General features: G+C 55.9%; 32 protein-coding genes and 1 pseudogene. 32 read left to right on the top strand and 1 reads right to left on the bottom strand.

From position 1 onward, the window contains the following. The first annotated feature begins 30 nt into the window (after positions 1–30). The 31 genes and pseudogenes from COA65_05560 (at position 31) to COA65_05410 (ending at position 18090) form a co-directional block, all read left to right on the top strand. Positions 31–339 (top strand): annotated as a pseudogene (locus COA65_05560) (30S ribosomal protein S10). A gap of 10 nt (positions 340–349) precedes the next feature. Then, a complete protein-coding gene (locus COA65_05555; GenBank protein ID PCJ59902.1) occupies positions 350–1126 on the top strand; it encodes a 50S ribosomal protein L3 in 777 nt (258 codons plus the stop codon). Between the two features lie 7 nt (positions 1127–1133). Beyond that, positions 1134–1754, top strand: a complete 621-nt coding sequence (locus COA65_05550; GenBank protein ID PCJ59901.1) for a 50S ribosomal protein L4 — start codon at positions 1134–1136, stop codon at positions 1752–1754. Between the two features lie 50 nt (positions 1755–1804). Further along, positions 1805–2083: a 50S ribosomal protein L23 gene (locus COA65_05545; GenBank protein PCJ59932.1), complete on the top strand. Its 279-nt coding sequence runs from the start codon at positions 1805–1807 to the stop codon at positions 2081–2083. Positions 2084–2086: 3 nt separating this feature from the next. After that, positions 2087–2917, top strand: coding sequence for a 50S ribosomal protein L2 (locus tag COA65_05540; protein PCJ59900.1), 831 nt, complete (start codon positions 2087–2089; stop codon positions 2915–2917). A gap of 15 nt (positions 2918–2932) precedes the next feature. Further along, a complete protein-coding gene (locus COA65_05535; protein ID PCJ59899.1) occupies positions 2933–3211 on the top strand; it encodes a 30S ribosomal protein S19 in 279 nt (92 codons plus the stop codon). Between the two features lie 2 nt (positions 3212–3213). Next, positions 3214–3588 (top strand): 50S ribosomal protein L22, encoded by a 375-nt coding sequence (locus COA65_05530; protein ID PCJ59898.1) that lies wholly within the window; start codon positions 3214–3216, stop codon positions 3586–3588. A gap of 3 nt (positions 3589–3591) precedes the next feature. Next, positions 3592–4275, top strand: a complete 684-nt coding sequence (locus tag COA65_05525; protein PCJ59897.1) for a 30S ribosomal protein S3 — start codon at positions 3592–3594, stop codon at positions 4273–4275. A 15-nt stretch (positions 4276–4290) separates the two neighbouring features. Further along, the gene (locus COA65_05520) at positions 4291–4707 is read left to right on the top strand and encodes a 50S ribosomal protein L16 (GenBank protein ID PCJ59896.1); all 417 of its coding nucleotides are present in this window, start codon (positions 4291–4293) and stop codon (positions 4705–4707) included. Positions 4708–4709: 2 nt separating this feature from the next. Further along, positions 4710–4919 carry a 50S ribosomal protein L29 gene (locus COA65_05515; GenBank protein PCJ59895.1) on the top strand — a complete coding sequence of 70 codons (210 nt, stop codon included), beginning with the start codon at positions 4710–4712 and terminating at the stop codon, positions 4917–4919. Further along, positions 4912–5148: a 30S ribosomal protein S17 gene (rpsQ, locus tag COA65_05510; GenBank protein ID PCJ59894.1), complete on the top strand. Its 237-nt coding sequence runs from the start codon at positions 4912–4914 to the stop codon at positions 5146–5148. Before COA65_05515 ends, rpsQ begins: the two co-directional genes overlap by 8 nt. Positions 5149–5176: 28 nt before the next feature. Further along, the gene (locus COA65_05505) at positions 5177–5545 is read left to right on the top strand and encodes a 50S ribosomal protein L14 (protein PCJ59893.1); all 369 of its coding nucleotides are present in this window, start codon (positions 5177–5179) and stop codon (positions 5543–5545) included. Then, positions 5545–5868, top strand: coding sequence for a 50S ribosomal protein L24 (locus COA65_05500; GenBank protein ID PCJ59892.1), 324 nt, complete (start codon positions 5545–5547; stop codon positions 5866–5868). The genes COA65_05505 and COA65_05500 overlap by 1 nt, the downstream gene beginning before the upstream one ends. An 11-nt stretch (positions 5869–5879) precedes the next feature. Next, entirely contained in the window at positions 5880–6419 is a 540-nt protein-coding gene (locus COA65_05495) for a 50S ribosomal protein L5 (GenBank protein PCJ59891.1), read from the top strand. Positions 6420–6434: 15 nt separating this feature from the next. Further along, entirely contained in the window at positions 6435–6740 is a 306-nt protein-coding gene (locus COA65_05490) for a 30S ribosomal protein S14 (protein ID PCJ59890.1), read from the top strand. A 21-nt stretch (positions 6741–6761) separates the two neighbouring features. Next, positions 6762–7160: a 30S ribosomal protein S8 gene (locus tag COA65_05485; GenBank protein ID PCJ59889.1), complete on the top strand. Its 399-nt coding sequence runs from the start codon at positions 6762–6764 to the stop codon at positions 7158–7160. Between the two features lie 9 nt (positions 7161–7169). After that, on the top strand, positions 7170–7703 hold the full coding sequence (locus tag COA65_05480) for a 50S ribosomal protein L6 (GenBank protein PCJ59888.1): 534 nt from the start codon (positions 7170–7172) through the stop codon (positions 7701–7703). Positions 7704–7714: 11 nt separating this feature from the next. Next, complete coding sequence (locus tag COA65_05475; GenBank protein PCJ59887.1) at positions 7715–8074, top strand: 50S ribosomal protein L18; 360 nt, start codon at positions 7715–7717, stop codon at positions 8072–8074. A 51-nt stretch (positions 8075–8125) separates the two neighbouring features. Beyond that, positions 8126–8677 carry a 30S ribosomal protein S5 gene (locus COA65_05470; GenBank protein PCJ59931.1) on the top strand — a complete coding sequence of 184 codons (552 nt, stop codon included), beginning with the start codon at positions 8126–8128 and terminating at the stop codon, positions 8675–8677. Positions 8678–8690: 13 nt separating this feature from the next. Further along, positions 8691–8885 (top strand): 50S ribosomal protein L30, encoded by a 195-nt coding sequence (locus tag COA65_05465; GenBank protein PCJ59886.1) that lies wholly within the window; start codon positions 8691–8693, stop codon positions 8883–8885. 24 nt (positions 8886–8909) lie between these two features. Then, positions 8910–9431 carry a 50S ribosomal protein L15 gene (locus COA65_05460; GenBank protein ID PCJ59885.1) on the top strand — a complete coding sequence of 174 codons (522 nt, stop codon included), beginning with the start codon at positions 8910–8912 and terminating at the stop codon, positions 9429–9431. Further along, positions 9431–10783 carry a preprotein translocase subunit SecY gene (locus COA65_05455; protein PCJ59884.1) on the top strand — a complete coding sequence of 451 codons (1353 nt, stop codon included), beginning with the start codon at positions 9431–9433 and terminating at the stop codon, positions 10781–10783. Before COA65_05460 ends, COA65_05455 begins: the two co-directional genes overlap by 1 nt. Continuing rightward, entirely contained in the window at positions 10780–11424 is a 645-nt protein-coding gene (locus COA65_05450; protein PCJ59883.1) for an adenylate kinase, read from the top strand. The genes COA65_05455 and COA65_05450 overlap by 4 nt, the downstream gene beginning before the upstream one ends. A 131-nt stretch (positions 11425–11555) precedes the next feature. Beyond that, complete coding sequence (locus COA65_05445) at positions 11556–11924, top strand: 30S ribosomal protein S13 (protein PCJ59882.1); 369 nt, start codon at positions 11556–11558, stop codon at positions 11922–11924. Between the two features lie 18 nt (positions 11925–11942). Then, positions 11943–12335, top strand: a complete 393-nt coding sequence (locus COA65_05440) for a 30S ribosomal protein S11 (protein PCJ59881.1) — start codon at positions 11943–11945, stop codon at positions 12333–12335. 105 nt (positions 12336–12440) lie between these two features. Continuing rightward, on the top strand, positions 12441–13457 hold the full coding sequence (locus COA65_05435; GenBank protein ID PCJ59880.1) for a DNA-directed RNA polymerase subunit alpha: 1017 nt from the start codon (positions 12441–12443) through the stop codon (positions 13455–13457). A gap of 4 nt (positions 13458–13461) precedes the next feature. Further along, positions 13462–13890, top strand: a complete 429-nt coding sequence (locus COA65_05430; GenBank protein ID PCJ59879.1) for a 50S ribosomal protein L17 — start codon at positions 13462–13464, stop codon at positions 13888–13890. Positions 13891–14007: 117 nt separating this feature from the next. After that, the gene (locus tag COA65_05425; protein ID PCJ59878.1) at positions 14008–15435 is read left to right on the top strand and encodes a serine protease; all 1428 of its coding nucleotides are present in this window, start codon (positions 14008–14010) and stop codon (positions 15433–15435) included. Then, on the top strand, positions 15432–16730 hold the full coding sequence (locus COA65_05420) for an AAA family ATPase (GenBank protein ID PCJ59877.1): 1299 nt from the start codon (positions 15432–15434) through the stop codon (positions 16728–16730). The genes COA65_05425 and COA65_05420 overlap by 4 nt, the downstream gene beginning before the upstream one ends. A gap of 11 nt (positions 16731–16741) precedes the next feature. Beyond that, complete coding sequence (gene crcB / locus COA65_05415) at positions 16742–17119, top strand: fluoride efflux transporter CrcB (protein ID PCJ59930.1); 378 nt, start codon at positions 16742–16744, stop codon at positions 17117–17119. Further along, complete coding sequence (locus COA65_05410; protein PCJ59876.1) at positions 17116–18090, top strand: RNA pseudouridine synthase; 975 nt, start codon at positions 17116–17118, stop codon at positions 18088–18090. Before crcB ends, COA65_05410 begins: the two co-directional genes overlap by 4 nt. Here the strand turns inward: COA65_05410 and COA65_05405 are convergent. Further along, a complete protein-coding gene (locus COA65_05405) occupies positions 18087–19598 on the bottom strand; it encodes an anion transporter (GenBank protein ID PCJ59875.1) in 1512 nt (503 codons plus the stop codon). The two genes, COA65_05410 and COA65_05405, sit on opposite strands and share 4 nt — an antisense overlap. Before the next feature lie 190 nt (positions 19599–19788). On the opposite strand from COA65_05405, the gene COA65_05400 reads away from it, so the two are divergent. Next, positions 19789–20481: an ATPase gene (locus COA65_05400; GenBank protein ID PCJ59874.1), complete on the top strand. Its 693-nt coding sequence runs from the start codon at positions 19789–19791 to the stop codon at positions 20479–20481. Positions 20482–20491 lie beyond the last annotated feature (10 nt).

Genomic DNA, 20491 nt, shown 5'->3' with positions numbered 1-20491 from the left:
GTAAGCCCAAAAGAAGATTAGGAAACGGTAATGGATAGTCAAAACATACGCATCCGCCTGAAGGCGTTCGATCACMGGSTGYTSGAYCAGTCGRYSARKGARATCGTCRSYACRGCRMAGMGRACGGGRGCRMRSGTGCGTGGTCCRATTCCRTTGCCGACSMGWATYGARAARTTCACSGTWTTGCGTTCGCCSCATATCGAYAARAARTCKCGCGARCAGTTTGAAATYCGYACCCAYAAGCGRSTGYTGGACATYGTTGAWCCGACSMMRCAGACSGTMGAYGCGYTGATGAAGCTCGAYCTKSCGGCCGGCGTCGACGTKGARATCAAGMTYTARGGKSGRSAGGATGCGAACGGGCCTTCTTGCAGAAAAACTCGGCATGACCCGCCTTTTGACGGAAGGGGGTGAGCACATCCCTGTTACCGTTCTGAAGGTGGACAGGTGTGAGGTGATCGCCACAAAAACCAAGGAAAGGGACGGCTATTCAGCCGTGCAGATTGGGATTGGAAAGGCGAAGGTAAAGAACGTCACGAAGGCGGTTCGTGGACATTATGCGAAGGCGAAGGTTGAGCCGAAGCGTAAGCTTGCTGAATTTCGGGTAAGTGCGGATGCGCTTTTGGAAATTGGTGTCGAGATTACTGTTGATCATTTTGTCTCGGGGCAATATGTCGATGTTAGCGGCACGTCGATCGGTAAGGGATTCGCTGGCGCTATGAAACGTCATAATTTTAGTGGCCTCGAGGCCAGTCACGGCATTTCGGTTTCTCATCGTTCCCATGGTTCGACGGGCCAATGCCAAGACCCGGGGCGGGTTTTCAAGGGCAAGAAGATGGCGGGTCACATGGGTGCCGAGCGGGTGACGACGCAGAACCTAAGAATCGTATCGACGGATGTGGCGGCTGGCCTTCTTTTCGTGCGCGGTGCCGTGCCGGGGTCGCAAGGGGGGTACGTGATGATCCGCGATGCCGTGAAGAAGGCGCGCCCTGAGGCAGCACCTTTTCCGGCGGCTCTTCGCGGGGCAGGCAACGCCGAGGTGAGTGAAACGGACGTCGCAGCCGAGCCCGCGGGCGAGGATGTTTCGGAAGCGAGTAAATCCCCGGAAGAATCCGGGAAGAAGGAATAGCTTTGCAATGAAGTGCAAAATTATAAATTTGGATGCGAAAGATGTCGGCGAGATAGACCTTGCAGACGAAATATTTTCCATTCCGCCGCGACCGGATATTTTGCAGCGCATGGTTACCTGGCAGTTGGCAAAGCGCCGCGCTGGCACCCATAAGACAAAGGGCATCAGCGATGTTCGGGGGACGGGCCGCAAGCCTTGGGCGCAAAAAGGCGGCGGTCGGGCGCGGGCGGGTTCTCTCCGTTCGCCGCAGTTTCGTGGTGGTGCTGTGATTTTTGGCCCAACCCCGCGTTCCCACGCGTTTCAGCTGCCGAAAAAAGTACGCAGGCTTGCTCTGAAGGCGGCGCTTTCTGCAAAGCAGGCCGCAGGCAAGATTGTGATTCTCGATTCCACAAAATTAAGCAGCGTCAAGACACAAGAGCTGAAGGCGCGCTTTGGCAAGCTTGGCTGGTCCTCGGTGCTGGTCATCGATGGCCAGGAGGTGGATGCGAATTTCGGGCGGGCGGCACATAATTTGCCGGGTGTCGATGTTCTGCCTCAGCAAGGCACAAACGTTTACGACATTCTTCGTCGCGACCTGCTTGTCTTGACGAAAGACGCAATTGCGTACCTGGAGGCGCGTCTGAAATGAGAAAGCGCAGGGAAAATAAGGCGAAGGACTCCAAGAAGATTACCGAGGCGATGTACAACATCCTGCTTTCGCCGGTGATTACGGAGAAGGCAACCCTTGGTTCCGAGCACCGCCAGGTCACGTTCCGCGTGGCTCTGTCTGCGACGAAGCCGGAAATCAAGGAGGCGGTGGAAAAATTGTTTGATGTCAAAGTGTTGGCTGTAAACACCCTGCGTCAAAAAGGCAAAGTTAAACAGTTTAAGGGCCAGTTGGGACGGCGCGTTGATTATAAAAAAGCGATGGTGACCCTTGCCGAGGGCCACACGCTTGACGTTACGACGGGGATCTAAGGGATGGCGTTGAAAACATTCAGGCCGACGACGCCTTCTCAGCGGCAGCTCGTCATTACGGATCGCTCGAATTTGTGGAAGGGCAAGCCGGTCAAGAAGCTTACGGAAGGCCTTTCGGAGAAGGGCGGTCGTAACAATCATGGGCGGGTGACGTGCCGGCATCGGGGCGGTGGCCATAAGCAGCGCTACCGGATTATTGATTTCAAGCGCCGCAAATTTGATATGCCGGCGGTCATTGAGCGGATCGAATACGACCCGAACCGAAGTGCTTTTATTGCGCTTTTGCGTTACGAAGATGATGAATTGTCCTACATTATCGCGCCGCAGCGGGTGAAGGTTGGTGACAAGATTCTTGCCGGTGAAAACGTGGACATCGTGCCGGGAAACGCATTGCCTCTGAAGAACATTCCCGTGGGTACGATTATCCACAACATTGAAATGAAGCCGGGAAAGGGTGCGCAGATTGCGCGTGCGGCGGGCGCTTATGCGCAGCTTGTTGGCAAAGACGCAGGGAAGGCGTTGCTTCGCCTGGCCTCCGGCGAGGTGCGGATGGTTCGCGCCGAGGGCATGGCGACAATCGGCGCCGTTTCGAACCCGGATCAGAAAAACATCAAATACGGCAAGGCGGGCCGGAAACGCTGGTTAGGCAAGCGCCCGTCGGTTCGTGGTGTGGCGATGAACCCGATCGATCATCCCCATGGCGGCGGTGAGGGACGGACATCCGGTGGCCGACATCCCGTTACTCCTTGGGGAAAATCGACAAAGGGTATGAAGACGCGCAGCAACAAGTCGACGGATTCGATGATTCTTCGCCGCCGACACAAGAAGAAGTAAGGAGAGAGGTTTCTCGTGGCACGTTCAGTTTGGAAAGGCCCTTTCGTAGACGGGTATCTGCTGAAAAAGGCAGAAATCGCGCGTGCGTCCAGTCGCAATGACGTGATCAAGACGTGGTCGCGCCGTTCGACGATTCTGCCGCAGTTTGTGAGCCTGACCTTTGGCGTTTACAACGGTCATAAATTTATTCCGGTGTTGGTTACGGAAGATATGATCGGTCATAAATTTGGTGAATTTTCCCCGACGCGGACCTTCCGTGGTCACATCGCGGACAAGAAGGCAAAGCGAGTTTAGATATGGGCAAGAAAGCTGCTCCACGGGCATTGGCTGAAACCGAGGCGAAAGCGATCGCCCGGAAACTACGGACGAGTCCGCAGAAACTGAATCTTGTTGCGGCAACCATCCGCGGCAAAAGTGCGGCGTCTGCGCTGGCCATCCTTTCTTTCTCTAAACGGCGCATTGCGGGCGCTGTGCGCAAGGCGGTGCAGTCGGCGATTGCAAATGCTGAAAACAACCACCAGCTTGATGTTGACCGGCTGTACGTTGCAGAGGCGAGCGTCGGGAAGGGCATGGTCATGAAGCGCTGGCGCGCGCGTGCGCGCGGTCGCGCCGCAACTATCAAAAAGCCATTTAGCCACCTTACGATTATCGTACGTGAGCGCGGGGAGTAACAAATGGGGCAAAAAGTAAATCCGATCGGGTTTCGGCTCGGCATTAATCGGACATGGGATTCGCGCTGGTATGCCGAAAAGGGCTATGGTGATCTTCTTCATGAAGATCTGAAAATTCGCCGGTTCCTGGAAAAACGTCTATCCCAGGCGGGCCTCAGCAAGGTCGTGATTGAACGTCCGGCCAAGAAGGCGCGGATTTCGATCCATACGGCGCGGCCTGGCGTCGTGATCGGAAAGCGCGGTTCCGACATCGAAAAGTTGCAGGCGGATCTTGCAAAAATGACGAATGGCGAGGTTCACATCAACATTATCGAGATTCGCAAGCCGGAACTGGACGCGCAGCTTGTGGCCGACAACATTGCCCAGCAGTTGGAGCGCCGCGTTGCCTTTCGTCGGACAATGAAGCGGTCCGTGCAATCGGCCATGCGCTTGGGTGCGAAGGGGATTCGGATCAATTGCGCGGGTCGCCTTGGCGGTGCTGAGATCGCGCGCACGGAATGGTACCGAGAGGGACAGGTGCCATTGCATACGCTGCGCGCCGATGTGGATTATGCGACGTCGACCGCCTTTACGACCTATGGCACCTGTGGAATCAAGGTGTGGATTTACAAGGGTGAAATTCTGGAACGCGACCCCATGGCGCAGGACAAGCGTCTGGCGGAGCAACAGCCCGGCCACAAGCATTAATGGATTGTTGAACCCATGTTGAGCCCAAAACGCACAAAATACCGCAAGCAGCACAAAGGCCGGGTCCATGGCCTGGCAAAAGGCGGCACGGCTCTGAATTTCGGAGCGTTTGGCCTAAAGGCGGTTACGCCTGGGCGGGTCAACGCGCGCGAGATCGAGGCCGCCAGGCGTGCGGTCACGCGTCACATGAAGCGTGCCGGGCGTCTCTGGATTCGCATCTTTCCAGATGTGCCGGTTTCGAAAAAGCCGACGGAAGTACGGATGGGTAAGGGGAAGGGCACGCCGGAATATTGGATGGCCCGTGTTCATCCAGGGCGGATTATTTTTGAAGTGGACGGCGTCCCTGTGGAGATTGCCCGCCGGGCTCTTGAGCTTGGCGCGTCGAAGCTTTCCGTTCGCACCCGGTTTATTAGCCGGATCGAGGGAGTATAGGAATGAAGGCCGAGGACCTGCGCACAAAATCGCTTGATGAGCTGGGGGATACTCTCCTCTCCTTGCGGAAGGAGCTTTTAAACCTGCGCTTCCAACGGGCAAGCGGCCAGCTTGAGGGCACGGCGCGCGTCCGCCATGCACGACGCGACATTGCCCGAATCAAGACGATCTTAAGCGCTAAAAAGCAGGCGGCGGAGGAATTGAATGCCTAAGCGGACTCTTCAAGGAACGGTTGTGAGCGATGCGGCGGACAAGACTGTGGTTGTCAGCGTTGAGCGCCAGTTTCGCCATCCGCTCTATAAAAAGTTTATTCGGCGGTCAAAGAAATATGCCGTTCACGATGAAGAAAATCGCTGCAAAATAGGCGAGTCGGTACGAATTCAGGAATGCCGCCCAATTTCAAAGCGTAAGCGGTGGATTATTCTTTCGGAATCCGCTTAAAGCAAGGGCGAAGGGAAAGACGTAAAACATGATTCAGATGCAATCAAATCTGGAAGTCGCGGATAACTCCGGTGCCAAGCGCGTTCAGTGCATCAAGGTTCTTGGTGGCTCGAAGCGCAAGACGGCTAGCCTAGGTGACATTATTGTTGTCTCGGTGAAGGATGCGATTCCACGCGCAAAGGTGAAGAAAGGTGAAATTCACCGTGCGGTTATTGTGCGTACGGCACACGGAATTCGCCGCGCCGATGGTTCGACGATCCGCTTTGACAAGAACGCGGCCGTGTTGATTTCAAAACAGGGCGAGCCGATTGGTACGCGCATTTTTGGCCCAGTGACGCGGGAGCTGCGGTCAAAAAAGTTCATGAAGATTATTTCCCTAGCGCCTGAGGTTCTGTGATGGGTCGGCGTATGAAAATTCGCAAAGGTGACTCTGTTATCGTGTTGACCGGACGGGACAAGGGAAAGAAGGGCGAAATTATTCGTTCTTTGCCTGAGGAAAATCGTGTTGTCGTTCGGGGCATAAACGTCGTGAAACGTCATCAATCGCCGTCTGCGGACAGTCCCGGAGGGATTCAAGAGAAAGAGCTTCCCATCCATGCGTCAAATCTGGCTCTTATTGATCCAAAGAGCGGTGGCGCAACGCGGATTGGCTACAAGCATCTCGATGACGGCAGGAAGGTTCGTTTCGCCAAGAAGTCCGGCGAAATGATTGATAGTTAAGAGGTTTGGAAATGGCGCGGCTACAGGAAAAATATGAAACCGAGATCCGGCCGGGTCTGCAGTCGGAGTTTGCCTACGCAAACATCATGCAGGTTCCGAAGCTGGAAAAGATTATCGTCAATATGGGCGTTGGCGAAGCCGTTCAGGACAGCAAGAAAATTAGCTCAGCGCTGGCGGAGCTTACGGCCATTACCGGACAAAAGCCGGTCACGACGCGCGCCAAGAAGTCTATCGCCGCTTTCAAGCTTCGCGAGGGCATGCCAATTGGCTGCAAGGTAACGCTGCGGCGGCGACGTATGTACGAATTTATCGACAGGCTCGTTTCGATTGCGTTGCCGCGGGTTCGCGATTTCCGGGGTCTCTCGCAGAAAAGTTTTGATGGGCATGGTAATTTTTCAATCGGTTTGCGCGAGCAGATTGTCTTTCCGGAAATTGAATACGATAAGATCGACCAGGTTCGTGGAATGGATATTACGATTGTAACAACGGCCAAGACCGACGAGGAGGCGAAGGCGCTTCTCAAAGGTTTCAATGTGCCGTTTTCTAATTGACGGGTAGAGGAACGTATGGCAAAGAAAAGCGCCATCGCGCGCAACGAAAATCGTAAGAAAATCGTGGCTCGTTATGCGGAGAAACGCGCTAAGTTAAAGCTGTCCACCCGAGACCTGTCACTTTCGCCGGAAGAGCGGTTTAACGCGCAACTGAAACTTGCAGCTCTTCCAAAAAATTCTTCCGGGGTGCGTCTGCACAATCGCTGCCGTCTCACGGGTCGTTCGCATGGTGTGTACAGGAAGTTTAATTTGTCTCGCATCGCGCTTCGGGAGCTTGCCTTGAAAGGGCAAATTCCCGGCATGTTAAAATCAAGCTGGTAGAAGGGATACAAGGGCAACGTCATGTCGATTAGCGATCCTCTCAGCGATATGTTAACGCGTATCCGCAATGGCCAACGGGCGCATTTGGATATTGTCTCAAGTCCCGCGTCGAAACTATTGGCAAGCGTGCTGGATGTCCTTCAGGTGGAGGGCTTCATTCGCGGCTATAGTCGGCGCGAGGTGCGGACGGGCATTAGCGCAATTGAAATCGAACTTAAATATCACGAGGGTGACCCGGTTATTCGTGAAATCCGGCGCATCTCGAAACCGGGTTGTCGCGTTTATTCCGGCATCCAGGATCTCGCGAAAGTTTATGGGGGCCTTGGCATTTCGATCCTCTCCACCCCAAAGGGGGTTATGTCGGATCACCAGGCCCGTGTTGCCCATGTGGGTGGCGAAGTCTTGTGTAGGGTATTTTAGAGAAAAGCTATGTCACGTATCGGAAAAAACCCTGTAATTGTGCCAAGCGGCGTCGACGTGACGATCGATGGGCAGTGTGTGACGGTCAAAGGAAAACTCGGCCAGCTTGATGTAACGCTTGCGGATCTTGTTTTGCTTTCGAAAGAAGATGACAAGATATGGGTGCGCCCAAATGGCAAGACAAAAAGCGCGCGTCAGATGTGGGGGACGGCGAAAAGCCTGATCCAGAGTCTCGTGATCGGTGTTTCGGAAGGGTTCTTGGTGCGCCTTGAAATCAACGGCGTGGGCTATCGCGCGAAGATGGAGGGCAAGGATCTTGTGTTGCAGCTCGGCTATAGCCACGAAGTTCGCCACCCCATCGCGGAAGGCGTCACGGTAAAATGTAAGAAGCCAACCCTGATCGAGGTTTCTGGAACTGACAAACAGCGGGTCGGCCAGGTTGCATCGGAAATTCGCGCCTTTCGTCCGCCAGAACCCTACAAGGGCAAGGGCGTGAGATACGAAAATGAAATTATTGTTCGCAAAGAAGGCAAGAAGAAGTAAGGGCAGAACTGATGAAGCGCATGAAAAGCCTATTTTTACGCCGTCGTCGTGTGCGTGCAAAGCTCCGCAGCAAGAGCCGTGGACGCTTGCGGCTTTCGGTCTTTCGGTCGTCTCAGCATATTTATGCACAGGTTATCGATGACACGAAGGGCACCACCGTCGCTTCCGCGTCGAGCCTTGATAAAGAGCTTCAGGGAAAGCTCAAAACCGGTGCTGGAGTCGATGCTGCCCGTGAAGTGGGCAAGCTTCTTTCAGTTCGGGCAAAGGCTGCTGGCGTTTCGAATGTCTATTTTGATCGCGGTGGTTATCTCTATCATGGTCGTGTGAAAGCGCTGGCCGAAGCGGCTCGTGAAAGCGGGTTGTCTTTCTAACCTAGGTCGCGCGGAGAATTGAGAATGGCAACAGACGGCACATCGAAAACCATGACGAAGTCACGCGGGGGGGGGAACCAGCGGGGCAATCGTTCCAATCGGGCAGAATCAGACATCGTCGAACGCTTGGTGGCGATTAATCGTGTGGCCAAAGTCGTCAAGGGTGGCCGTCGCTTCGGATTTGCAGCTCTGGTTATCGCCGGCGACCAAAAAGGGCGTGTTGGGTTTGGGACTGGCAAGGCGCGCGAAGTGCCTGAGGCCATTCGCAAGGCAACGGAGCGGGCAAAACGGGCCTTGGTACAGGTGCCGCTTCGTGATGGGCGCACCCTTCACCACGACATTCAGGGACGCTATGGCGCCGGGTTGGTTGTGCTGCGTTCGGCACAGCCCGGTACCGGGATTATTGCCGGAGGCCCGATGCGGGCCGTGTTTGAAGCGCTTGGGATTCAGGACATCGTTGCAAAATCCATTGGTTCCTCGAATCCCCACAATATGATCCGAGCGACGTTCAATGCCCTTGGGAAAGAATCTTCCCCGCGCGGCGTTGCTAGCCGGCGCGGTAAAAAAGTGAATGAAATTGTTGGTCACCGGGACAACGCGTAAAAGAGAGAAGATTATGGCGGGGAATATAAAGAAACGCCTTCGCGTTACCCAGATCGCTAGTCCGATCGGGCGGCCGAAGGATCAACGCAGTACCTTGGTAGGCCTTGGCTTGAACCGGATCCGTCGTTCGCGCGATCTTGAGGATACGCCGGCGGTTCGAGGCATGATCCGGAAGGTTGCCCATCTGGTACGGGTTGACGAATCGTAACTCCTTGATAGTTGAGCGGATACTATGAAGCTGAATGAAATTTCCAATCGTCCCGGTGCCTGCCATGCGCGCAAGCGCGTTGGCAGGGGAATCGGGTCCGGCACCGGCAAAACGTCGGGGCGTGGCCATAAAGGCCAGAAGGCGCGTACCGGTGTGGCCTTGCATGCCTTTGAGGGTGGCCAAATGCCGATTTATCGGCGATTGCCTCGTCGGGGTTTCTGGAATCCAGGGCGCAAGCACTATCAACTTGTGAATTTGGGTCGGCTTCAGCAGGCGATCGATGCCGGCAAGCTGGATAGTAAAAAACCGATCACTGAGGCGGTCCTTTACGCGGCTGGCTTGGTTGGGCGTATCCAGGATGGGGTTCGTTTGCTCGCCAAAGGCGAGATCACCGCGCAGCTGACCATTGAGGTTACCGGAGCTTCGAAGGCGGCAATCACGGCCGTTGAAAAGACAGGCGGCAAGGTGATCGTGACGGCGGTTGTCGTTGACAGGCAGGCGAAGGCCAAAACCGGTAAAAAAGCCGTAGATTCTGGAGAGGGTTGATGGCCTCTGCTGCGGAGCAACTGGCCGCAAATCTGAATTTTAGTTCTTTTGCCAAGGCGACGGAGCTTCGTCAGCGTATTTGGTTTACGCTGGGTGCGCTGATCGTTTATCGGCTTGGGACCTACATCCCGCTTCCGGGGATTGACCCGACGATTCTTTCCGAACTTTTCCGCCAGAATGCAGGCGGTATTCTTGGCATGTTCGATATGTTTGCCGGCGGCGCATTAGGGCGCATGACCATCTTCGCGCTCAACATCATGCCCTACATTTCCGCGTCGATTATTATTCAGTTGATGACGGCGGTTTCGCCTTACTTCGCACAGTTGAAGAAAGAAGGGGAATCAGGGCGCAAGAAAATCAATCAGTACACGCGTTACGGCACCGTGCTGCTTGCCGCCGTCCAGGGATACGGGATTGCCGTCGGCCTTGAAGGAATGGCCGGCTCGCAAGGGTCCGCCGTGATTGATGCGGGCGTATTTTTCCGGGCGACAACGGTCATTACGTTGGTCGGTGGCACGATGTTCCTGATGTGGCTTGGCGAGCAGATTACGGCACGCGGGGTGGGGAACGGCATTTCCCTGATTATCTTCGCCGGCATTGTCGCCAATTTGCCGTCCGCCCTGGCGGGGACGATGGAACTTGGGCGTACAGGTGCGCTCTCGACCATCTTTATTCTCGTGCTTGCGGTGATGATCGTTGGCGTTATTGCCTTCATCATCTTTATGGAACGGGCGCAACGGCGCATCGTCATTCAATATCCGAAGCGGCAGGCGGGAAATAAGATGTATGGTGGCGAGGCCTCCCATATGCCTTTGAAATTGAACACTGCGGGCGTTATTCCGCCCATTTTCGCGAGTTCGCTTCTTTTGATGCCAGCCACGCTTGCTGGCTTCTCGGTAGGAGCAGATACCGGTGGCGGCGACTGGATGGCGATGATGGCCGCCTTTCTCGGGCGCGGGCAACCTCTCTATCTGCTGGTTTTTTCCTCGCTGGTTATTTTCTTTGCCTTCTTTTACACGGCCATTGTCTTCAACCCAGAGGATACGGCGGACAATCTAAAGAAATATGGTGGTTTTATTCCTGGCATTCGTCCTGGCAAGAACACGGCGGTTTATCTCGATTACGTGTTGACCCGTTTAACGGCGGTTGGGGCGCTCTATCTTGCAGCCGTCTGCATTCTGCCGGAGATATTAATCTCCAATTATTCCGTGCCGTTCTATTTTGGCGGCACAAGCCTTTTGATTGTTGTCACCGTTACCTTGGATACGGTTGGCCAAATTCAATCTCATTTGATTGCCCATCAATATGAAGGTTTGATCAAAAAGTCTCGGCTTAAGGGACGCAAACGATGAAATTAATTTTACTGGGACCACCAGGAGCCGGAAAGGGCACCCAGGCGAAGTCCATCGAAGCGAAACACGGGATTGTCCATCTTTCGACGGGCGACATGCTGCGTGCAGCGATTGCTTCCGGCTCGGATTTGGGCAAGCAGGTGAAGGACATCGTCGAGAAAGGTGCCTTGGTATCGGATGCGATCATCATTCAAATGATTGAGGAACGTATTGCGGCGCAAGATTGCAGCAATGGCTTTATCCTGGATGGATTTCCCCGGACCGTGGCCCAGGCGGAGGCCCTTGATGAGATGCTGGTGCGCAAGGAGATCAAGCTCGATCACGTGATCGAGCTTGGGGTCGAGGATGCCGCTTTGGTGAAGCGAATTTCCGGGCGGTTCAGCTGTGCAGACTGTGGTGCCGGGTACCACGACGAATTCAAACGGCCCGCAGTGGATGGCGTTTGTGATAGCTGTGGCGGTAAGGCGTTCAGTCGCCGCAAGGACGACAATCCGGAAACGGTGAAGGCCCGGCTTTTGGCTTACCATGAACAAACCGCACCTATACTACCATACTACCGCGAAAAGGGGGTCTTGACGACCGTTGACGGCATGAAAGATTTCGATGCGGTGACGGCGGCGATCGAAGTGGCCCTGAGATAGCAAAGAATGGGCAGGTTTGTTGACTTAAGGAACAGAATTCCTATAATCGCGCACCTTTCCAGATGATCTGTTGTTCTTGACTGCCATCGGTTTGGCGATGGTTTCCCTGTGGGGATGAAGGAGAATTAAGCTTGGCTCGAATTGCAGGGGTAAATATCCCCACAAACAAACGGGTGCCTATCGCGTTGACCTATATTCACGGCATTGGTCGATCGCAGGCTGTTAAAATTTGCCAGAAAGTACAGGTTCCGCTCACCGCGCGCATTAATCAGTTGTCGGAGGACGAGGTCGTCCGAATCCGCGAGGCGATTGATCGGGATCATCTGGTTGAAGGCGATTTGCGTCGGGAAATCAGCATGAATATCAAGCGGCTGATGGATCTTGGCTGTTATCGCGGTCTGCGGCATCGGAAGGGACTTCCGGTTCGTGGGCAGCGCACGCATACGAACGCCCGTACGAGGAAGGGTCCGGCAAAAGCAATCGCCGGCAGGAAAAAATAAGTAAGGACGAAAGCAAATATGGCTAAAGCCACAGTGCAGCGTCCACGTCGCCGCGAACGGAAGAACATTGCTTCCGGTGTTGCGCATGTGAGCGCCAGCTTTAATAACACAAAGATTACGATTACAGATGCTCAGGGCAATGCGATTGCCTGGGCGTCGGCAGGCAGCGAAGGATTTAAAGGGTCGCGGAAATCGACGCCCTTTGCCGCCCAGATGGCTGCAGAGGCCGCTGGCAAGCGCGCGAAAGAACATGGCATGCACACGCTTGAGATTGAGATAAAAGGCCCTGGGTCCGGGCGTGAATCGGCCCTGCGGGCCCTTCAGGCGGTTGGTTTCACGATCACAGCCATTCGGGATGTGACAGCAATTCCCCATAACGGTTGCCGTCCACGCAAGCGTCGGCGGGTTTAGCGGCGCGACAAGATTGCACGGGGTTCGAGGAACGTCCCCTTTGGCAATCATTGCTTTGATGACCAGATTTTTACGAAAAACGTTCCGTCGTTAGAGGTTCCGCACGTGATCCAGAAGAATTGGAAAGACCTAATCAAGCCGAGCAAGATCAACGTTCAGGAAGGCGCGGATGCCAAGGTGATGGCTTCGATCGTCGTCGAGCCGCTAGAGCGTGGATTTGGGCTTACCCTTGGAAATGCTCTGCGGCGCATTTTGCTGTCTTCCTTGCAAGGTGCGGCGGTAACGTCGATTCAGTTTGATGGCGTTCTCCATGAGTTCTCGTCGATCTCGGGGGTCCGCGAGGACGTGACGGACATTGTTCTGAACATCAAGTCGCTGGCTCTCAGCCTGCATGGCGAGGGGCCGAAGCGAATGGAGCTGAAAGCGACGGGTCCGGGCGAAGTCACGGCAGGGCAGATCGATGCAGGTCACGGGATCGAAATTATGAACCCGGACCTTGTCCTCTTCACCCTTGATAAGGACGCTTCCGTGAACATGGAGTTCACCGTTGATAGCGGCAAGGGCTACGTCCCGGCCGTGCAAAACCGGCCAGAGGACGCGCCGATTGGCCTTATTCCGGTGGATGCGTTGTACAGTCCCGTGCGGCAGGTCACCTTTAAGGTCGAAAATGCGCGTGTTGGTCAGATCACGGACTATGACAAGCTTACCCTTCATATCGAGACGGATGGTACCGTGAAGCCGGACGATGCGGTGGCCTTTGCCGCGCGTATTCTTCAGGACCAGCTTAATCCCTTTATCAATTTTGAAGATCCGGCTGAACAGCCATCGGTCGAGGAAGAGGAAGAGCCGGCGTTTAATCGCAGCCTTCTTCGCAAAGTGGATGAACTCGAACTTTCGGTTCGCTCCGCAAACTGTCTGAAGAACGACGACATCCTCTACATTGGGGATCTGGTTCGAAAAACGGAAGGCGAAATGTTGCGAACGCCGAATTTTGGCCGCAAATCGCTTAACGAGATCAAGGAAGTGCTTTCCCATATGGGGCTGCACCTTGGTATGGAAATCGAAGACTGGCCGCCGGAGAACATCGAAGAGCTGACAAAGCGTTTGGAGGAGCCGTACTAATCCCATGCGACATCGCTTAAAAGGACGGAAACTCAATCGTACCAGCAGCCATCGCAAGGCGATGTTTGCAAACATGGCGGTTGCACTTCTCAAGCACGAGCAGATCAAGACGACGCTTCCCAAAGCAAAGGACTTACGTCCTGTCGTCGAGAAATTGATCACGCTTGGAAAGCGCGGCGGCTTGCATGCCCGACGCCAGGTATTGGCGGTTCTCCAGGATGAGAAAATCACGAACAAGCTTTTCTCGACCTTTGCGGAACGCTATGCCTCGCGGCCAGGCGGCTATACGCGGGTTTTGCGGGCAGGCTTTCGTTATGGCGATGCCGCCGATATGGCCGTGATCGAGCTTGTCGATCGGGACCTGGAAGCAAAGGGGAAGGATTCTGGCCCCGTGCTGACAGTGCAGGAGGAAACGGAAAGCGCGGAAGCGTAAGCCTTCCTCCATGGAAGATGCTTAGAGGGGTGGTCGGATGGACTGCCCCTTTTTTCTTTTGGCCCGGCCCCATGCCTGGCATTGAAGGGCAGGGTTGTGGATAGGAGCGATGCAACGATGAAGAGGCAGTCTTTGCGGAATGTTTGCGGTGCTGGGCTGGCCGCCTTGCTTGTCGGGTTTTGTCTAAGCCCGGAGGTTTTGGCGCAAACGCGTACTTCGCCACAGTCTCAGGAACAAATTCAGCTTTCCTTCGCCCCGACTGTCAAGAAAGTGGTTCCCGCTGTTGTCAACATTAGCGGCAAGCACGCCGTCTCCAGGGAAAAAACCCCGTCGCTTTTTAACGACCCGTTTTTCAGGCGCTTCTTCGGCAAGGGATTTGGGCGCAAGCGGGAAGTCGAGAAGACTCCTCTCGGCTCGGGCGTCATCGTGCGGCCCGATGGGCTGATCGTGACCAACAATCATGTGATTGCCGGGGCCGAGGAAATCACTGTCGCGCTTGCCGATCGTCGGGAATTTCCCGTGGAAATTGTTCTGGCGGATAAACGGACGGACCTTGCCATTCTCAAAATCACAACTGGCGATGGCGCGTTTCCCTATCTGGAGATGGGGGATTCGGATGGTCTTGAGGTTGGTGACCTCGTGCTCGCCATCGGCAATCCCTTTGGTTTTGGCCAAACGGTGACAAGCGGCATCGTTTCGGCCCTTGCGCGTACCCGTGTCGGTGTAACGGATTTTCGTTTCTTCATCCAGACGGATGCGGCAATCAACCCGGGGAATTCCGGGGGGGCGCTGGTGACATTGGACGGGCGGCTGATCGGCATTAATTCCGCGATCTATTCGAAAGGGGGGGGCGGTTCGATCGGGATCGGCTTTGCCGTGCCGGCGAACATGGCGCGCACGGTCGTTCATGCGGCGGAGGGTGGCGGTCGCCTGATCCGGCCATGGCTTGGCGCGCAGGGCCAGGCGGTGACGGCTGAACTGGCGCCGTCTTTTGGCCTTTCCCGGCCTGGCGGCGTCGTGGTGAATGCAATCTATCCGGGCGGTCCGGCGGATCGGGCCGGCATTCAGGTCGGCGACGTCATTACCGGGATCGGCAGCCATGAGGTGAACGATCCAGACGCGCTGCAATACCGCGTGGCCACGCAGACGTTGAATGCACAGGCAAAGATTTCGATTGTTCGCAAAAACCAGACGCAAACGCTTCGGCTGGTGCTAACGCCGCCGCCAGAGGTGCCACTACGAAACAAGATGGATTTGAGCGGACCCCACCCCTTTAGCGGCGCGCAAATTGCCAACCTTTCACCGGCCCTTGGCGAGGAGCTTGGTGTCGGCAGCATGCGACCGGGGGTGATTGTTCTCGACATTGCACAGGGAAGCTCGGCGGATCGGGCCGGCTTTCGCACCGGGGACGTGCTTCTTCGGCTGAATTCCAGGGATATAATGCTTGTCAGGCATGTAACGGCGGAACTTTCCACGTCCGCCAGCGAGTGGAAAGTATCGATCCGGCGGGGAGAGCAAACCCTTACAACGGTGTTTCGCAGGTGACGACCCTTTTTGAATCCCAGGCCCCGCAGCCTCTGGCGGCGCGTCTTCGCCCCACACGACTTGAGGAAGTGGTCGGACAGGATCATCTGTTAGGCCCATCGGCGCCGCTTGGTCGTATGCTGGCTTCGGGCCATTTGATTTCTATGGTGCTTTGGGGGCCGCCTGGCTGTGGCAAGACGACGATTGCACGGCTTCTTGCGGATCATACGTCGCTGGCTTTCGTCGCCCTTTCTGCGGTTTTCTCCGGCGTGGCGGACCTTCGGCGCGTCTTTCAGGAAGCAAAAGAACGTCGCGCGATGGGGACGGGAACGCTTCTGTTTATCGATGAAATTCACCGATTTAACCGGGCGCAGCAGGACGGGTTTTTACCTTATGTCGAGGACGGCACGGTTACGCTTGTCGGCGCGACGACGGAGAACCCATCTTTTGAGCTAAACGCACCATTGCTTTCCCGCTGTCAGGTGCTTGTCTTAAAGCGCCTGGATGAGGCCGCGCTTCAAACCCTGCTCAAGCGCGCGGAGGCAGTAGAAGGCAAGATGCTTCCCATCGATGCGGAGGCGCGCATCACGCTGTTGGCGATGGCGGATGGCGATGGGCGTTATCTGCTTAACCTTGCCGAGGACCTCTTTCTTTTGCCGCCATCTCCCATTCTTGACACCGCAGGGCTTCTTGGCGCCATTGCCCGCCGTGCCCCAATTTATGACAAGGGCCAGGAAGGCCATTTCAACCTGATCAGCGCCCTTCATAAATCGCTTCGCGGATCCGACGCGGATGCGGCCCTTTATTGGCTGGCGCGGATGCTGGCGGGTGGTGAGGACCCTCTTTACATCGTTCGTCGCCTTGTTCGCTTTGCTGTCGAGGACATCGGCCTTGCTGCGCCAGCCGCCGTCCATCAGGCATTGGCGGCAAAGGATGCCTATGATTTTCTGGGTTCCCCGGAGGGAGAACTGGCCATTGCCCAGGCCGTCATTTATCTCGCAACCGCGCCGAAATCGAATGCTGCCTACAAGGCTTTTGGAGAGGCCACAGGCGCTGCAAAAGAAACCGGCTCCCTCATGCCACCCGCCCATATCCTGAACGCGTCCAGCCGTTTGATGAAGGATCTGGGTTATGGCAAGGGCTATGTCTATGATCACGACACGGTGGAAGGGCTTTCCGGGCAGAACTATTTTCCAGACGGCATGGAACGCAAGAATTTCTACCGCCCCTTTGATCGTGGCTATGAGGGCAAATTGCAAGAGCGCCTGGCGCAATGGCAGGCCCTGCGCGAGCGGGTGGCACGGGAAGGGAAATAGAGGAAAAGAAGATGCAGATGATCCTTTCCATCGGCCTTGGGGGCGCCGTCGGGGCAATTGGCCGTTATCTGGCCATGGGCGTCGTCACCCAATTTCTGGGCATGGGGTTTCCCTATGCGACGCTTTTCGTGAACGTGGTGGGCTCTTTTCTTCTTGGCCTGTTGATTGAGGGCATGGCCCTCGCCTGGCAGGTGGATGCAACGTTGCGCGCCTTTCTCGTCATTGGCGTGCTGGGCAGTTTCACGACCTTTTCGACCTTTTCCCTTGATGTCGTCTATTTGTTTGAACGTGGCCAGCTCTGGCTGGCGTTTCTTTATGCGGTGCTTTCCGTTGCGCTTGCCGTCCTCGCCTTTGGCGCGGGCATGTATCTGATGCGTCAGGTCGCATGAGCGAGGTTCGTTTCCTCATCGTAGAGGCGGACGAAAAGGCGCTTCGCCTTGATCGCTGGTTCCGGCGGTACTTTCCAGAGCTTTCGCACACGCTTTTGGAGAAGTTGCTTCGCAAGGGGCAGGTCCGCGTCGATGGGCAGCGTGCAAAAGCGGGATTGCGCCTGGAAGAAGGGCAAAAAATACGGGTGCCGCCTTTTCAGGTGAATGCCCATCGGCGACCCGTTCGAAAAACACTGCCGGTGTCGGCTGGTGATGCAAAACGGCTTCGTGAAAGCATCCTGTATCAGGACGAGGACGTGCTTGTCCTGAACAAGCCGGCGGGCCTCGCCGTTCATGGGGGGACGAAAACCCTGCGGCATCTTGATGGCATGCTGGAGGTGCTTCGCTTTGAAAAAGAAGACCGCCCGCGTCTCGTCCACCGGCTCGACCGGGATACCAGCGGCGTCCTCGTGCTTGCGCGGACGCCTGCCGCGGCCGCCTGGCTTACGAAGGCTTTTCGCGAAAAGACCGTCCGGAAGATTTACTGGGCGCTGGTTGGCGGTGTGCCAAGGCCGGAGACGGGGGAAATGACAATGGCCCTTGCGAAACGCCCCGTAGGCAAGGGCGAGCAGGTCGTGGCCGATGCCGCCGGGGGAAAGGCGGCCAAAACCCAATATGCGGTGCTGGATAAGGCCGGGCGCAAGGTGGCGTGGCTGGCCTTGATGCCGTTGACGGGCCGCACGCATCAATTGCGGGTGCATTGTGCCGCGAAGGAGGTGCCGATCCTGGGGGACTTCAAATATGGTGGGCCGGAGGCGAGGTTCGATGGCAAGGGCATTGCCGGGCGGTTGCACCTGCATGCCTACGAGATTGAATTCATGCACCCCCGAAAGGGAAAAATCCGGGTTGTTGCGCCTTTGCCGGAGGATTTGCGAGCGAGTTGGGAGGCCTTCGGTTTCGACCTAAAGGCCGGCAATCTGGATGCCTTTTAACCGGCGGTCTTTGTGATGGCCCATTCCGGAAGGATGCCGATTTCCACGCCAAGAAGCGGCCCCATTACGGTGTAGGAAAAAAGCGTCAACAGAACGATACCGATCAGATTAAGAAGAAAGCCGGTGCGTGCCATTTGCGGCACCGTCAACATGCCGCTTCCAAACACAATGGCATTCGGCGGGGTTGCGACCGGCATCATGAAGGCGCAGCTTGCCGCCACCGTGGCGGGAAAGGCAAGAAGAATGGGGTTTTCGCTAATACCGATGGCGAGGCCGGCAAGAACCGGCAGAAACGTCACCGTCGTTGCCGTGTTGCTGGTGAGCTCGGTTAGAAAAATTATAACGGTGACAACGCCAGCGATGACGAGAAGGGTGGGGAGTTTTTCGATCCCGGACATTGCCTCGCCGATGGCGGTGGCAAGGCCTGTGTGATTGATGGCGGCGGCAAGTGATAGCCCGCCACCGAACAGCAGCAATACGCCCCAGGGAATGCGTTTTACCCATGTGACATCAAGGACAAATTCGCTTTTTCGTAAATTGACGGGAAGAAGAAAAAGAAGAAGCGCGCCGAAAATCGCAATGCCGGCATCCGTCAGCGAAAGGGATGGCAGGTACGAATTGATGGCGGGGCGGAAAATCCAAAGCATCACGACGATCAGAAAAACGCCAGTGGTAAGCTTTTCCCCCCGGCTCATGGTGCCAAGGGATTGAATTTCCTCTCGGATTAGCCTATCCGCGCCGGCAATCGGGGTATCGCCGATGCGAAAGGCAACCCGCGTTAAAATTAGCCAGGTCAGGACCAGGAGGATCGTAGCCAGGGGGATGCCGACCGTCATCCAGGTCGCAAAACCAATTTCAACGCCATAGTTTTGCAACAAAAAGGCTGCAAAAATTGCGTTTGGTGCCGTTCCGATCAACGTGCCGAGGCCGCCGATATTGGCGCTATAGGCAATGCCAAGAAGAAGGGCGATAACAAAATGATCATCAAGGGTGTCGCCCTCGGCGGTTTCTTCGCGCAGCGTCGCAATGACGGAAAGGGTGATCGGCAGCATCATCGCTGTCGTCGCCGTGTTGCTGATCCACATGCTTAACGCCGCAGTCGTTGCCATAAAACCGCCGATCAAATAGGCGGGGCGTGTGCCGACAAGGTTAAGAATAGAAAGCGCGATCCGCCGGTGCAGATTCCATCGCTCCATTGCCAGGGCGATGATGAAACCGCCAAGAAGCAGGAAGAGAACCGGGTGTGCGTAAGGGGCTGTTGTTTCTGTGATGGAGGCGATCCCGAAAAACGGAAACAAGCAAATGGGCACAAGGGCCGTGGCGGAAAGAGGCAGCGCTTCCGTTGCCCACCAAATGGCCATCAACAGGGCGATGGCGACAACGCGCCACGCGTCGGACGAAAGGGCATCGGGCGGTGGCAGGGCAAGCAGGCCCGCAAAGGTGATGCCACCAAGGGCCAGTCCGATGAGACGTCGTCGCGAGGTGGTGTTCGAAGCGGCTTTATTCATCTTGTGTGCTGCGTGTGATAGGAGGGGGATAGAAAAAGACCGGTGCTTCGTTGTAAAGAAGCGGCATTCGCTATCATAGGAAATGTCGCAGGAAAAATAGATTTTCTGATTTTCCTATCAAGCAAAACATTAGAAATTGATTGTAAGAAATTGAAATAAATAGTGTTTTTAATTTATAGAGGGTTTTCTTTTGCGGCGTTTTTATAAGAAGGCCGGCACTGCCAAAAGCGATTCCGGCTTTGCTGTCACCCTGGACGGGAAGGTGGTTCGCACATTTGCCGGCACGGCCATGGCGCTTTCTTCGCGCGCGCTGGCTGAGGCGATTGCGCAGGAATGGCAGGCCCAGGGAGAGAAAGTCGATCTGCATGGGATGCCGCTTATGCGGCTTGCGGTGGCGGCCCTGGATTACGTCGCGCCGGAGCGCGATGCGGTTGTGGCGTCGATGCTGGAATATGCGAAGACGGATCTTCTTTGCTATCGCGTTGTGGAGCCCGCCGATCTGGCCGAACGCCAGGCTCTGGCGTGGCAGCCCCTTGTGGACTGGGCGGCAAGTCGCTTTGGGGCGCCCCTTGCCGTAACCGTGGAACTTGCCGCAACGCCCCAGCCGACGGCCTCCCTTGCCGCGCTTGAGGCGGCGATTTCCGATCTGGACGACCTCCGGTTAACGGGGTTGCGCGGTTGCACGGGCATATGCCGTTCCTTGATTCTTGGCCTGGCATTGACCGAGGGCAGGATCGACGCCGAGGCGGCGTGGAAGCTTTCCCAGCTTGATGAGGATTTTCAGATCGAAAGATGGGGCGAGGATGAAGAGGCAACGGAACAACGCGCCGCCTTGCGCGCAAGTTTGGATGCCGTGGAACGCTTCCTTTCGCTGCTTGGGTAGCACGCCGCCA

The sequence above is a fragment of the Rhodospirillaceae bacterium genome (assembly GCA_002746255.1).
Lineage (GTDB): Bacteria > Pseudomonadota > Alphaproteobacteria.
The sequence above is the reverse complement of the archived record's forward strand: the minus strand, read 5'-3'. Positions and strand labels throughout refer to the sequence as shown.

Coding starts and splice junctions, on each gene's coding strand:
- COA65_05430 (PCJ59879.1), top strand. CDS start 13,462: ATGCGACATCGCTTAAAAGGACGGAAACTCAATCGTACCAGCAGCCAT.
- COA65_05475 (PCJ59887.1), top strand. CDS start 7,715: ATGAAGCGCATGAAAAGCCTATTTTTACGCCGTCGTCGTGTGCGTGCA.
- COA65_05465 (PCJ59886.1), top strand. CDS start 8,691: ATGGCGGGGAATATAAAGAAACGCCTTCGCGTTACCCAGATCGCTAGT.
- COA65_05490 (PCJ59890.1), top strand. CDS start 6,435: ATGGCAAAGAAAAGCGCCATCGCGCGCAACGAAAATCGTAAGAAAATC.
- COA65_05555 (PCJ59902.1), top strand. CDS start 350: ATGCGAACGGGCCTTCTTGCAGAAAAACTCGGCATGACCCGCCTTTTG.
- COA65_05520 (PCJ59896.1), top strand. CDS start 4,291: ATGTTGAGCCCAAAACGCACAAAATACCGCAAGCAGCACAAAGGCCGG.
- COA65_05525 (PCJ59897.1), top strand. CDS start 3,592: ATGGGGCAAAAAGTAAATCCGATCGGGTTTCGGCTCGGCATTAATCGG.
- COA65_05545 (PCJ59932.1), top strand. CDS start 1,805: ATGTACAACATCCTGCTTTCGCCGGTGATTACGGAGAAGGCAACCCTT.
- COA65_05515 (PCJ59895.1), top strand. CDS start 4,710: ATGAAGGCCGAGGACCTGCGCACAAAATCGCTTGATGAGCTGGGGGAT.
- COA65_05495 (PCJ59891.1), top strand. CDS start 5,880: ATGGCGCGGCTACAGGAAAAATATGAAACCGAGATCCGGCCGGGTCTG.
- COA65_05405 (PCJ59875.1), bottom strand. CDS start 19,598: ATGAATAAAGCCGCTTCGAACACCACCTCGCGACGACGTCTCATCGGA.
- COA65_05470 (PCJ59931.1), top strand. CDS start 8,126: ATGACGAAGTCACGCGGGGGGGGGAACCAGCGGGGCAATCGTTCCAAT.
- rpsQ (PCJ59894.1), top strand. CDS start 4,912: ATGCCTAAGCGGACTCTTCAAGGAACGGTTGTGAGCGATGCGGCGGAC.
- COA65_05440 (PCJ59881.1), top strand. CDS start 11,943: ATGGCTAAAGCCACAGTGCAGCGTCCACGTCGCCGCGAACGGAAGAAC.
- COA65_05530 (PCJ59898.1), top strand. CDS start 3,214: ATGGGCAAGAAAGCTGCTCCACGGGCATTGGCTGAAACCGAGGCGAAA.
- COA65_05410 (PCJ59876.1), top strand. CDS start 17,116: ATGAGCGAGGTTCGTTTCCTCATCGTAGAGGCGGACGAAAAGGCGCTT.
- crcB (PCJ59930.1), top strand. CDS start 16,742: ATGCAGATGATCCTTTCCATCGGCCTTGGGGGCGCCGTCGGGGCAATT.
- COA65_05480 (PCJ59888.1), top strand. CDS start 7,170: ATGTCACGTATCGGAAAAAACCCTGTAATTGTGCCAAGCGGCGTCGAC.
- COA65_05500 (PCJ59892.1), top strand. CDS start 5,545: ATGGGTCGGCGTATGAAAATTCGCAAAGGTGACTCTGTTATCGTGTTG.
- COA65_05455 (PCJ59884.1), top strand. CDS start 9,431: ATGGCCTCTGCTGCGGAGCAACTGGCCGCAAATCTGAATTTTAGTTCT.
- COA65_05540 (PCJ59900.1), top strand. CDS start 2,087: ATGGCGTTGAAAACATTCAGGCCGACGACGCCTTCTCAGCGGCAGCTC.
- COA65_05505 (PCJ59893.1), top strand. CDS start 5,177: ATGATTCAGATGCAATCAAATCTGGAAGTCGCGGATAACTCCGGTGCC.
- COA65_05460 (PCJ59885.1), top strand. CDS start 8,910: ATGAAGCTGAATGAAATTTCCAATCGTCCCGGTGCCTGCCATGCGCGC.
- COA65_05550 (PCJ59901.1), top strand. CDS start 1,134: ATGAAGTGCAAAATTATAAATTTGGATGCGAAAGATGTCGGCGAGATA.
- COA65_05485 (PCJ59889.1), top strand. CDS start 6,762: ATGTCGATTAGCGATCCTCTCAGCGATATGTTAACGCGTATCCGCAAT.
- COA65_05450 (PCJ59883.1), top strand. CDS start 10,780: ATGAAATTAATTTTACTGGGACCACCAGGAGCCGGAAAGGGCACCCAG.
- COA65_05425 (PCJ59878.1), top strand. CDS start 14,008: ATGAAGAGGCAGTCTTTGCGGAATGTTTGCGGTGCTGGGCTGGCCGCC.